Source organism: Eikenella sp. HMSC071B05 (genome assembly GCF_001811325.1).
GTDB classification, from domain to species: Bacteria; Pseudomonadota; Gammaproteobacteria; order Burkholderiales; family Neisseriaceae; genus Eikenella; species Eikenella corrodens.
In genome coordinates this window covers 297,943-309,912 of record NZ_KV804539.1, presented here as the reverse complement: position 1 = coordinate 309,912, position 11,970 = coordinate 297,943, and the positions used below count along the sequence as shown (strand labels likewise).

Below are 11,970 nucleotides of genomic sequence, written 5' to 3'. Positions count from 1 at the left end.
CGGTAATCTGATTGTTAAAGAGCTGCTGAACCAAACCGGCGACAAACAAATTGCGCCATGCGGGACAGCGAAGATGCGAACTATACGCCTCAAAAAAAACTTTGTCAAATACCTAAAAACAAAATATCCAACAAATAAGATTAAGCCTCTAACACAAAACAGAATTTCATTAGCAGAAAATTGCGCAACATCTCTACCACCTATCTTACTCACCCATTTCCCTGCTAAGCAGCGTAAAATATACGCCGTTAAAACTTTCGATAGGTTTTCAGTATGAATTTCCCATTCCGCCAAGTTCCCTTCATCCGCCCGCGCCGGATGCGTAGAGATGACTTTTCCCGCCGCCTCATGCGTGAGCATACCCTCAGCGTTGATGATTTAATCTACCCCGTATTCGTGTTGGAGCAAGGTTCCGGAAACGAACCCATCCCTTCCATGCCCGGCATTGAGCGGCAAACCTTGGATAATCTGCTGCGCCACGCTGAGCAAGCTTGCGAACTGGGCATCCCGATGCTGGCCTTATTTCCTGCTTCCGTGCCACACAAAGATTTGACCGCCAGCGAAGCCTACAACCCGAAAGGTATCGTACCACGCACCGTGCGCGCCTTGCGCGAGCGCTTCCCGGAGCTGGGCGTGATGACTGATGTGGCGCTCGATCCCTACACCAGCCACGGACAAGACGGCCTGATTGATAAAAATGGCTACGTATTGAACGATGAAACTGTGGAAGTTCTGATCAAACAAGCGCTATGCCACGCCGAAGCCGGAGCACAAGTGATTGCCCCATCCGACATGATGGACGGCCGCATCGGCGCCATCCGCGAAGCCTTGGAAGATGCCGGCCACATCCACACCCGGCTGATGGCCTATTCTGCCAAATATGCTTCCGCCTTCTACGGCCCGTTCCGCGATGCAGTGGGCAGCAGCGCCAACTTAGGCAAGGCCGACAAACGCACTTATCAAATGGACCCCGCCAACAGCAACGAAGCCTTACACGAAATCGCGCTCGACCTACAGGAAGGCGCAGATATGGTGATGGTGAAGCCGGGCCTGCCCTATCTTGACGTTATCCGCCGCGTGAAAGACCAATTCGGCGTGCCCACCTATGCCTACCAAGTGTCCGGCGAATACGCCATGCTCCAAGCCGCAATCCAAAACGGCTGGCTGGACGGCAAAAAAGTCATCCTTGAAAGCCTGCTCGCCTTCAAACGCGCCGGTGCAGACGGCATTCTCACCTACTACGCCATCGAAGCAGCCAAACAGCTGAAGCAGCAAAGCTAACTGCCTCGCCATATTAAAGGCTACCTGAAAACTGGTACACCGCTTTCAGGTAGCCTTATTGGCAAAATTACTCACTTCAGACAAACTTCAGGCAGCCCCCATCATGCACTCAGGCTACCTGAAAACCCTATTCCCCAGCCAGTCTATTCTGCCGCCGATTGATTTCGCCCACCAGCCGCAGCAAAGCATAAGCACTTGCCGCCGTTAGCCAAGCCGACAGTGTATACAGCAACAGTCTGATGCCCCATTCACCGCCCTGCGTTTCCCAGCCTGCCGATATATCGGCAAACCGGCTCAATGCCATGCTACCGAGCAAACCGAACCACCAAATTCTCAGCCATATGCTGTCCGGCTCACTATCCACCGGCCCATTTACCCAAATTTCCTTCACTGCCTGATAAGGCAGAGACAGATGGATAATCGGCACGAAAAAACCACTCACCGCCCAAGCCGGGCTCACCTGCATTCCCTGTGCCCCAAAGCCCGTGCATTGCAGGCCGCTCGGTACAGCCAACATAAAAACACCAAACCCGAACACAACAGCAAACCAATCAGCACCCAAGCGCCAAACTCCGCCACCCCCGCCAGGCTATCAAGCACCTCGTCCGATATTTCCAGCCAACCCAATGCTTTCGGCAAAGCTGTTCCTGCCAGCAGCAGCCAGCTCAATAATTGGCTCAGACATACCAAGGCTGCCAGCAGCTGCACCAGCTGGGTAAGGCTGTCGGCTGGGCGAAACGTATATTCGCATTGTCGTTTGGTCATCATGTTGTCTTTCGGATTAAACAGTTGAGGCTACCTGAAAATCCTGCTTACACTTTTCAGGTAGCCTGAGCTTTTGCAAAACCCACTCCCCCATCGGCTTCGGCAGTTCGCATGCCAATCGTGCTATTTTCGCCGGGCAAGTAAAGGCTACCTGAAACCTATCTAAATCTTTTTCAGGTAGCCTTTTGCGTTCAATTTGCTGAGGCGGTAATCACACGCCCTGCTTCAGGCTGGCTTCGATAAAGTCGTCCAAATCGCCGTCGAGCACGGCTTTGGTGTTGCCGGTTTCGTGGCTGGTGCGCAAGTCTTTGATGCGGGAAGAGTCGAGCACGTAGGAGCGGATTTGGCTGCCCCAGCCCACGTCTGATTTGCCTTCTTCCAGCGCCTGTTTTTCTTCGTTGCGTTTGCGCATTTCCAGCTCAAACAGTTTGGCGCGCAGCATTTCTTCACACACGCGACGGTTGTCGTGCTGCGATCGACTATTTTGCGACTGCACCACGATGCCGGTGGGGATATGCGTCATGCGCACGGCGGAATCGGTTTTGTTGATGTGCTGCCCGCCGGCACCGGATGCGCGGAAGGTGTCGGTGCGCACGTCTGCCGGGTTGATTTCCACTTCGAAGCTGTCGTCCACTTCGGGATAGACAAACACGGAGGCGAAGGAGGTGTGGCGTTTGTTGTTGGAATCGAATGGGGAGTGGCGCACGAGGCGGTGCACGCCGGTTTCGGTGCGCAACAGGCCGTAGGCGTACTCGCCTTCCAAGCGGATGGTGGCGCGATTGATACCGGCAATTTCGCCGTCGTCCTGCTCCATGATTTCCACTTTGAAGCCTTTGCGCTCGCCATAGCGCACATACATGCGCAGCAGCATGCCGGCCCAGTCTTCGGCTTCGGTGCCGCCGGCGCCGGCTGTGATGTCGATAAAGCAGTTGTTCACGTCGGCAGGCTGATTGAACATACGCTTGAATTCGAGCTCGGCCATTTGTTTTTCCAGCTCGGCTACATCTTCCTCAATCGCAGCAAAGCTGTCTTCATCGCCCTCTTCCAGCGCCATATCGATGAGCAGGCGGTTGTCGTCGATGCCGCCGGCGATGTTGTCGAGCGTGAGCACAATGCCTTCGAGCACTTTGCGCTCTTTGCCGATTTCTTGGGCGCGTTTTGGATCGTTCCAAAGCTCAGGATCTTCGGATAGGCCGACCACTTCTTCCAGCCGGTCTTTTTTGCCGTCGTAATCGAGATACACGCGAATTTCGCCACTGCGTTTTTCCAAGTCGGCGAGGGTGTTGTTGAGCAGGTTGATGCGTTCGGCTTCCATGATTATTGTCTTGGTGTTTAATACGTTAAATTCAGGGGGGCGTATTGTAACAGATTCAGGAAGAACGCCAGAAAAGCAGTGGTAGTATTTTTCAGGTAGCCTTTAATCCATGAGGCTACCTGAAAAAGCGCAGCCCCCGAATTCTCCTCTATTTAGAATTCGGGGGCTGCTTTTAGCAGATTTGTCTAAACTGTGTTCAGACCGGTTTGCTGTAACCGATTAGTACGGCTGTTTCAGGTCGAATTTTTTACCAGCAACTTGGCCGTAAATTACCCAACCGAAGAAGGTTACCAAACCGCCGCCGAGCATAGCTTCGGCACCTGAACCATACAGAGCATAGAAGCTGTAGATATTACCAATCAGGGCAACGAAATTGGTTACTTTCATTTCACCTGCCGGCACGTTGCTAACTTTCTGCATTACATTCAAGGCAGACATAGACAGTACGTAGGGCACAAGGTTAGTTACCACAGCGAGGTTCACCAATACGTCGAACTGTTCGCTCAAGCTCGGGCTCATGGTCATCAGGGAGAGCAGGGTTTGCACCACGCACAAGATGATCATACCTACCAGCGGAGTGTTAGATTTGGTAACAGAGCTGAATACTTTCGGGAAGTAGCCTTCGTCAGCACTGGATTTAAACACTTGAGCCACAGTGAACTGCCAACCCAACAGAGAACCAGTACAAGCCAGCACCATCAAACCCATTACCACTTTACCGATGGTCGGATTAAAGATTTGGGCAAATACCAAACCGAACGGGCCATCAGAAGCAGCCAAAGCAGGATTGTCTACAATACCGGCTACTACGTTGGTAGAAACGATGTAGATTACCGCAGTCATCAGGGTACCGCCCAATACAGCGATCGGTACGTTTTTCTCGGGGTTTTCTACAGCATCGGAGTTTGCACAAGCAGATTCCAAGCCAAGGAATGACCACAGAGTGATTGAGATGGATTTCGGCAGAGCTTCAAACACACCGTAGTTATGCGGGTTCCAAGCAGCAGCGTATTTAGCGCCATCAAACCAGAACCAACCGATAATGGAGATACCAACCACCGGGATCACCACGCCCCACACAGTGAAGCTACCAATCTTACCGGTAATTGACGCACCACCAAAGTTAGCTACTGTGGTAACCCATACGAAGATAATGGTCCACATGGTTACTTGTTGCGGAGAAAGGTGCCAGTCCATCAACTGAGCAAGATAGCCCACTGCAGTGATGGCGATAGCGATGTTGGCAATTACCAGAGAAACGGCATAGGTATAGTTGGCAATGAAGTTGCCGGATTTACCGAAGGCATACTCGGCATAGCCACCCATACCACCGGGGTTTTTACTAAAGCGGCCGCACTTAGCGAACGCATAAGCCAAGGCCAGAGAACCGCCAGCGGTAACCAGCCATGACAAAATAGAAATCGTACCAACCTGAGCCAATTTGGTCGGCAACATGATGATGCCTGAGCCCATCATATTTACCATGGTGAGAATGGTCAGTTGTACCACACCCATCTTGTTTTGAGAGGTTGACATAATACTTAATCCTTCTTAATGCGGCAGGCGGGTTTGGCCAATATTCCGGCAAAGCCTGCGCTGCCGCGCAATCAAATTTATCTAACAAAGGCTACCTGAAACCGTTTCAGGTAGCCTGATACGGCTTATTAGCCTTTAACCACTACGTGACCGAAGGCACGGCGGCTGCCGTCTTCCACGGTCTGCAGATATACACCTTGCAGCTCGGGTTCGAAACCAGGCAAGCAGTTGATGCCTTCTTCGAGAGCCAGGAAGTATTTCTGCACTGCACCGCCCCAAACTTCGCCCGGGATGGTACACAGTACGCCCGGAGGATAAGGCAGAGCACCTTCAGCAGCGATTTGACCAGCGATTTCGCTCAAGCGAACCAATTTCACTTCGTTGCGGATGAAGGCTTGCTGTGCATCGTAGGGCAGCATGGCTTGTTTCGGCCAGCCGTCGGCACGGAACATCTCGCTCTGCAACTGTTTCATGTTGTTGCGTTTGTAGAAGTCGTGCATTTCTTGGCACAGGCGACGGATGGTGTAGCCTTTGTAGTACTCGGCGTTGCGGCCGTATACAGTGGGCACCACTTCGCTCATCGGGCTGTCGGCTTCGATGTGTTTTTCGAAGCGAGAGATCAGAGCAACCAAGTGTTCCATCTTAGCCAGGTCTTCGGCCGGGGTCATCAGGAACAGAATGGAGTTCAAGTCGCATTTTTCCGGAACGATACCGTTATCGCGCAGGAAGTTAGCCAAAATGGTAGCAGGTACACCGAAGTCTTCGTATTCACCGGTTTCCACGTTGATACCAGGAGTGGTCAACAGGAATTTGCACGGGTCAACAAAGTATTGGCCTTTACCGTAGCCAGGGAAGGAGTGCCATTTAGCGCCCGGTTCAAACTCGAAGAAGCGCAGGTCGTTGGCAATCTTCTCGGTCGGGTAAGATTCCCACGGTTTGCCGTCGATAGTTTCCGGAATAAACGGTTTGATCAGCTTGCAGCTTGCACGCAGCATCTTACGAGCTTCAATACCTACGGTTACGCAGTCGCGCCACAGGTTGCGGCCTACTTCACCATCCAAAACTCGAGCGTTCACGTCCAGAGAAGCGAACATCGGGTAGAACGGGCTGGTAGAAGCGTGAATCATGAACGCATTGTTGAAGCGTTTGTGGCTGCAATAGCGTTTCTGGCCTTTAATGTGGCTGTCTTTTTTGTGAATCTGAGAAGCTTGAGAGAAGCCGGCCAGTTGTTTGTGTACGGATTGGGTAACGAAGATGCCAGGATCGTTTTCGTTCAGTTCCAGCAGCATCGGTGAGCAATCGCGCATCATCGGGATGAATTGCTCGTAACCTACCCAAGCAGAGTCGAACAGGATGTAGTCGCACAAGTGACCGATGCGGTCTACTACTTGGCGAGCATTGTAGATGGTACCGTCGTAAGTACCCAACTGAATAATAGCCAAGCGGAACGGACGTTCTTCTTTAGCACGTTCCGGAGCAACTTTAGCCAGCTGTTCGCGGATGTAGGCTTCTTCGAAGCAAGCGTTGTCGATACCGCCGATGAAGCCGTAGGGATTACGAGTAGTTTGCAGATAAACCGGAATAGCACCGCCAGTGATCAGCGCGCCAATGGTGTTAGATTTGTGGTTGTTACGGTCGAACAATACCAAGTCGCCTTTAGCCAGCAGGGCGTTGGTTACCACTTTATTGGAAGAGGAAGTACCGTTCAGAACGAAGTAGGTCTTGTCGGCATTGAACACTTTGGCAGCGTGTTGTTGAGCTGCACAGGCAGGACCTTCGTGAATCAGCAGGTCGCCCAAGCGAACGTCGGCGTTGCACAAGTCAGCGCGGAATACGTTCTCACCGAAGAATTCGTAGAATTCGCGACCGGCAGGATGTTTGCGGTAGAACTGACCACCTTGGTGTCCCGGGCAGTCGAACTGAGCGTTACCGATGCCTACATACTGCTTCAGTGCGCCAAAGAAGGGAGGAGCGAGTTTAGAACCGTATTGGTTTACGGCAGTATCTACTTGGCGGCCGTAGTACTCTTCGTTGCCGCGGCCCAGTTGAATCACACCGTTCACACGGGTCAGCAGGCTTTCAGGTACGCTTTCACCAGGTTGCAGAGCAACGAATACCGGAATGCCGAAGCCGGTGGCTTCAACCTGCTCTACAGCCTTGGCTGCATCAGCAGTAGAGGCAACAACGGCACCAATACCTGCGAGGTCGGCACCTTGCACGTCCACCACGTCTAACTGAGTGGTGAAGCCCTGTTGAACAGACGGGCTAGCTGCTACTTTCAAAAACGTCATATCAAACTCCTATATGTTAAAAACACCACCGCCAAACCACAGCGGCAGCAATGGGAAAAACTCTTTATTTGGAGTGATGAGTGTATGTTTTGCGTTTTTTGTGTAGTTTTGTGAATCGGCCTTCTGGCTCTGCATCCCATCTAAACAAATTTTAGCACTTTGCTTTTTATTAACCAAGTAACAAACTGCTGAATTCCAATGTGTTTAAATGAATGTGGTTCACATCTCTATTTCTTCTATTGCTAACATAGCGCAATTCTTAAAATTTTTTTCTTACCGCGCGGCGAAATAGTAGCATAACTGCCAAACAACTGCCAAATGTTTTTCACTAGAAAAACAGCAGAAAACGTCTCTATTGGCCGTAAGTCTATTATTTGTAAAAATAAGTTATGTAAAAATTTCTTTACACTAAATAGAAAATATTCCCGTTTGGAAGGAAAATCTGGCTGAAACGGCAAAAAAAGGCTACCTGAAATTTCAGGTAGCCTTTTATTAGCGCGTTATTAAAACCATATTATCAAATGGGCTGGGTATTTCTTTCCAGCCATTCTTTGGCTGCACCTTGGGTATGCGGGGCAAGTTTTTCACGCACAAGAGCATGGTAGTCATTAAGCCAGGCGGCTTCTTCATCGCTCAGCATACTGCGTTCAATCAGCTGCGTATCAATCGGACACAGGGTAAGCTGCTCGAAGTACAGGTATTGGCCAAATTCGGTTTCCTTCGGCTGTTTCACGCGGCGATGCACCACCAAGTTTTCAATGCGGAAGCCCCATTTGCCCGGACGGTACAAACCAGGCTCATTGGAGGTAATCATGTTTTCTTTCATGTTGTTGCATTTGAGGCCGGAGGTGTTATAGGCAATTTTCTGCGGACCTTGGTGCACGTTGAGGAAATAGCCTACTCCGTGGCCGGTGCCATGCCCATAGTCGCACTGCTCTTTCCATAGCGGTGCACGGCAGATGGCATCCAAAATCTGACCAGATAGATTTTCTGGGAATATGGCTTCAGCCAAGGCGATATGCGCCTTGAGCACGAGAGTGTAGTCGCGCTTCTGCTCGGCAGTAGGCTTGCCGATGGGGATAACGCGGGTAATATCAGTCGTGCCATCCAGATAGTGTGCACCGGAGTCGATCAGCAGAATGCCCTGCCCTTTAATGGTGCTATGGTATTCGGGGGTGGCAGCATAATGCGGTAAGGCAGCATTTTCATTGAAGCCGGCAATGGTATCGAAACTGAGCGAAATGTAATCGGCCTGACGGCTGCGGTGGTCGATTAACATGGTATCAATATCCAGCTCGGTAACGGTTTCGCCAGCAGCCAGTTTCTGCTCTAGCTCAGCAAAGAAGCCGCACAGAGCCACGCCGTCGCGCACCATGGCATTTTTGGTGTGTTCGATTTCGGCTTCAGGCTTGCAGGCTTTAAATAGAGTGCTGGGGTTGATGCTTTCAATAACGCATACACTAGCAGGGAGTTTACCCAAAGTGTAAACGGCGGTGCGGTCGGGATCGACCAAGAGGCTGCCACTGAGTTTGCCCACAGCATCCACTACACTTCGGTATTCCGCCACATCGATTTTGGCTTCGCTCAACACTTTACGGCAAGGATCGGTGAGCTTGGCGGGATTCACAAACAGAGTGGCTCGCTCCGCATCAATCAGCAAATAGGAGATAAACAATGGGTTGAACGGCACGTCGTTGCAGCGCAGATTAGTAATCCATGCGATATCGTCAAGCGAGGAAACCAAGTGGTGATCAGCACCAAGCTCTTTCATTGCAGCACGCACACGTGCAAGTTTTTCCGACACGCTCTCGGGCTCGAAACGGGCTTCATGCACGAAAATCAGATTCTCCGGCAAGCCCGGGCGGTCGTGCCAGAAGCTGTTGAGCAGATCAATATCAAGCCGCAGATGGATGCTCTTCTTGGCAAAATCGGCTTGCATTTCATGCTTGAGCGAGAGTGACAAACCGTCTGCCGGAATACCGACTACAGAGTTTTCAGGTAGCCTTTCAGCCAAGGATTCAATCATAGTGGGATAGCCCTGGCCCAGTTTTTGTAACACGAAGCCGCTGCCTTCGAGTTGGCGCTTAGACTGCTCCCAATAACGGCTGTCCACCCACAATTCAGCGAAATCGGCGCTCACGGCCAGCGTGCCAACTGAGCCGTCAAAGCCGGACAGCCAAGTGCGGCCGCGCCAATGTTCGGGTAGGTATTCGGAAATATGCGGGTCGGCGGAGGGCGCGATCCAAACATCGATCTTCTGCTCTTTCATCGCTTGCCGCAGGGCGGCGAGACGTTGCGCGTGAATATTACTCATAGCTTACTCCTTTGACAGTTGCTGGAAAGATGCTGCTGATGCAAGGTGTTGCTGCTTTAAACTTGCCCGGTTGAAGTATGTATGGTTGTCGGCTATTGTTTTCATATTAAGTACCGCCGACAGTTGTAAGGCTACCTGAAAATGGCTCGCTTGCAAAGCAGCAAATACGATTTTTCAGGTGCAAAGCTCACACTTCATCTTACTCAACAAGAAAACATGAAAACCGCCATGGCAACATGTGCCAATAGCGGTTTTCATGATTGGATAGCTTTAGGCTACCTGAAAATTATTTCATCGCAAATATTCTTCTCGGCTCATCCCGGCCAAACCCGGCTGGCGAAGAAAAATAATTTGTTTGAAATGACTTAATCCACATCACGCAACATGCGGTTCAGCATCGGCATCATCACCATCAGCAACACGCCGCCGCCGATACCCAATGCGCCGAGCAGGACGTAAAACTCTACAGCTTTTTCCGGCACATAGCACTCGTCCACCAACACCCCGCCCAAAGTGAAACCCAGCGACAAGGTCAGGAAATTGAACGACACCATCTGCGTTTTAAACGATTGCGGTGCGATTTTGGTGGCAAACGACAGCGAAATCGGCGAAAGCAGCAATTCGGAAATAGTGATGGTGAGCAGCAACAGCGCCATGATGATAAGCGGCATTACTTTTCCGGTGGACAGAAACGGGATGAAACACAGATATGACACGCCCAGAATGATCATGGCCATGGTGAATTTCATCGGCGTTCTTGGCTGACGGTAGCCCATTTTGGTCCACAAAGCCGCCATCACGCCGGCAAACACAATTACCCACAAGCTCTGCAAAGCACTCAGCCAAGCCACGGGGATTTCAAACCCGCCCACCACACGCTGTGAAGTTTGGTCGAAATACACGGTAACCACCGTGAACACCTGCGACCATACCGCCCAGAACAAGCACATCACAATAAACAGCGGCACGTAGGCCAGCATATGCTGTTTCTCGGTTTTGGTAACCTGAGAATCGCAAAACAGGCGCACAAAATATAGCAAGCTGGTAATAATTACGGTACCCAGCAAGATTTGCGAGAAATTATCCAAACGCAGCAGGCCAGTGGCGATACAGCCACCAATTACCGCCAACCCGGCAGCCGCCACGCCCAACGCAACGCCGTATTTCTGTTTGGGCAGCGGGTCAGACGGCGGCGTGTGAGGCAGGGAAACACGGCCGCGCCAGTATTGCCACAAGCCAAAAGCCATGCCCACGGCGGCAGCGCCAAAGCCGTAGTGGAAACCGAATTGCACCTGCAATACGCCCACAATCAGCGGGCCGACAAAGCCGCCGATATTGATGGCAGTGTAGAAAATGGAAAAACCGGCATCGCGCAAATCACGAGTAGATTCAGTCTCATACAATGATCCCACCATCGCACCGGCGGAAGATTTCACCCCACCGCTACCTAACGCAATCAACAGCAGACCGATCACCAAACCGCTCATATTGGGCAATGCGGACAATACAATGTGCCCCAGCATCACCACCACGCCAGACAGAAACAGCGTTTTTTCCGCACCCAAGATGCGGTCAGACAGCCAACCGCTCAGGATGGTGGCCAGATAGATACTGCCGTTATATGCACCCACGATGCCGGCAGCCTTGGTTTCATCCATGCCCAAGCCACCCTTGGAAACCTCGTAATACAAATAAATCAGCAGGATGGCCTGCATGCCGTAGAACGAGAAACGTTCCCACAGCTCGATGTGGAATAAAGTACCCAGCTGGCGCGGGTGGCCGAAAAATTTGCCTTGATCTTCTCCACCCGCGGGGGAAGGAGTGGCAAGCTGCTCATTGGTTGGTGTAGTCATAAGGTGTTCCTTACTAATAATCCGTTTTTCTATGCCTGTATGCAGGCTACCTGAAAAATGCTGCGTTGCGCCCATCCAACCATGGCAAGCCTGCTTCCGGCCAAGCGGCGCTGTTGCAACAAAAAAATAATTCCTCCTTTGGCAGAAAAATACGGGCGGTATCCAAATGAAAGCCGCATCCGTTTTCTCTTGCACAAAGGGGGACTTGGTGCGACAAATATTAGTATGCACTGCGCCTGCGTGCAAGCATAAATTTGCATTTCCCAACATTTATTTTCCCGGCCGCCAAACCGAAATGCTTTACAAGCGCCGAATACCGTGCCTTTCGGGGATTTTCGGGCAAACCGGATAGAGTGTGCGGCCTAGTGATTTTCTCGTTCTTATATAGCGGTAAAGGCTACCTGAAAATGTGCGTTGGGGTTTTCAGGTAGCCTCATTCGGCAGTATGGTGATACCGCCCTACCCCGTTGGAAAAATGGCGAAGCCGCGTTGCTGCGTCCAAACCGATTGGGGCGGCACGGCCCAATTTTCAGGTAGCCTTTGGCATAGTTGCGGGCGGACACCAAGCCCACAGTGGCAAACTATTATCCGGCCTTTCGCGGCAAGCTGTGTAGC

The 11,970-nt window shown here is 51.5% G+C and carries 10 protein-coding genes; 3 read left to right on the top strand and 7 right to left on the bottom strand.

Going from position 1 to position 11,970, the window contains the following annotated elements; all coding sequences use genetic code 11:
- Together HMPREF2796_RS11485 and hemB are read left to right on the top strand one after the other, a co-directional pair.
- The coding region (locus HMPREF2796_RS11485; protein WP_210385338.1) for a hypothetical protein at nt 1-277 on the top strand (277 nt) is incomplete at its 5' end.
- On the top strand, nt 274-1,281 hold the full coding sequence (gene hemB / locus HMPREF2796_RS02355) for a porphobilinogen synthase (protein ID WP_064087325.1): 1,008 nt from the start codon (nt 274-276) through the stop codon (nt 1,279-1,281). The genes HMPREF2796_RS11485 and hemB, both read left to right, overlap by 4 nt.
- Nucleotides 1,282-1,408: 127 nt before the next feature.
- On the opposite strand, the gene HMPREF2796_RS02350 is transcribed toward hemB, so the two are convergent.
- The 6 genes from HMPREF2796_RS02350 to HMPREF2796_RS02325 form a co-directional block, all read right to left on the bottom strand.
- A complete protein-coding gene (locus HMPREF2796_RS02350; RefSeq protein ID WP_210385337.1) occupies nt 1,409-1,747 on the bottom strand; it encodes a DUF4328 domain-containing protein in 339 nt (112 codons plus the stop codon).
- Nucleotides 1,738-2,049: a hypothetical protein gene (locus HMPREF2796_RS11325; RefSeq protein ID WP_070630651.1), complete on the bottom strand. Its 312-nt coding sequence runs from the start codon at nt 2,047-2,049 to the stop codon at nt 1,738-1,740. Before HMPREF2796_RS11325 ends, HMPREF2796_RS02350 begins: the two co-directional genes overlap by 10 nt.
- Before the next feature lie 208 nt (nt 2,050-2,257).
- The gene (prfB, locus tag HMPREF2796_RS02340) at nt 2,258-3,361 is read right to left on the bottom strand and encodes a peptide chain release factor 2 (protein WP_003824699.1); all 1,104 of its coding nucleotides are present in this window, start codon (nt 3,359-3,361) and stop codon (nt 2,258-2,260) included.
- A 219-nt stretch (nt 3,362-3,580) separates the two neighbouring features.
- Nucleotides 3,581-4,897 carry a putrescine-ornithine antiporter gene (gene potE / locus HMPREF2796_RS02335; RefSeq protein WP_023887953.1) on the bottom strand — a complete coding sequence of 439 codons (1,317 nt, stop codon included), beginning with the start codon at nt 4,895-4,897 and terminating at the stop codon, nt 3,581-3,583.
- 128 nt (nt 4,898-5,025) lie between these two features.
- A complete protein-coding gene (locus HMPREF2796_RS02330; RefSeq protein WP_003824702.1) occupies nt 5,026-7,188 on the bottom strand; it encodes an ornithine decarboxylase in 2,163 nt (720 codons plus the stop codon).
- Between the two features lie 517 nt (nt 7,189-7,705).
- Entirely contained in the window at nt 7,706-9,502 is a 1,797-nt protein-coding gene (locus tag HMPREF2796_RS02325; RefSeq protein ID WP_070630649.1) for an aminopeptidase P family protein, read from the bottom strand.
- A 141-nt stretch (nt 9,503-9,643) separates the two neighbouring features.
- Here HMPREF2796_RS02325 and HMPREF2796_RS02320 point away from each other — a divergent pair, with 141 nt between their 5' ends.
- Nucleotides 9,644-9,871, top strand: a complete 228-nt coding sequence (locus tag HMPREF2796_RS02320; protein WP_070630647.1) for a hypothetical protein — start codon at nt 9,644-9,646, stop codon at nt 9,869-9,871.
- On the opposite strand, the gene HMPREF2796_RS02315 is transcribed toward HMPREF2796_RS02320, so the two are convergent.
- Nucleotides 9,868-11,355: a peptide MFS transporter gene (locus tag HMPREF2796_RS02315; protein ID WP_246826827.1), complete on the bottom strand. Its 1,488-nt coding sequence runs from the start codon at nt 11,353-11,355 to the stop codon at nt 9,868-9,870. The two genes, HMPREF2796_RS02320 and HMPREF2796_RS02315, sit on opposite strands and share 4 nt — an antisense overlap.
- Between the last annotated feature and the right edge of the window lie 615 nt (nt 11,356-11,970).

Coding starts and splice junctions, on each gene's coding strand:
- HMPREF2796_RS02315 (WP_246826827.1), bottom strand. CDS start 11,355: ATGACTACACCAACCAATGAGCAGCTTGCCACTCCTTCCCCCGCGGGT.
- hemB (WP_064087325.1), top strand. CDS start 274: ATGAATTTCCCATTCCGCCAAGTTCCCTTCATCCGCCCGCGCCGGATG.
- HMPREF2796_RS02320 (WP_070630647.1), top strand. CDS start 9,644: ATGGCTCGCTTGCAAAGCAGCAAATACGATTTTTCAGGTGCAAAGCTC.
- HMPREF2796_RS11325 (WP_070630651.1), bottom strand. CDS start 2,049: ATGATGACCAAACGACAATGCGAATATACGTTTCGCCCAGCCGACAGC.
- HMPREF2796_RS02350 (WP_210385337.1), bottom strand. CDS start 1,747: ATGCAGGTGAGCCCGGCTTGGGCGGTGAGTGGTTTTTTCGTGCCGATT.
- HMPREF2796_RS02330 (WP_003824702.1), bottom strand. CDS start 7,188: ATGACGTTTTTGAAAGTAGCAGCTAGCCCGTCTGTTCAACAGGGCTTC.
- HMPREF2796_RS02325 (WP_070630649.1), bottom strand. CDS start 9,502: ATGAGTAATATTCACGCGCAACGTCTCGCCGCCCTGCGGCAAGCGATG.
- potE (WP_023887953.1), bottom strand. CDS start 4,897: ATGTCAACCTCTCAAAACAAGATGGGTGTGGTACAACTGACCATTCTC.
- prfB (WP_003824699.1), bottom strand. CDS start 3,361: ATGGAAGCCGAACGCATCAACCTGCTCAACAACACCCTCGCCGACTTG.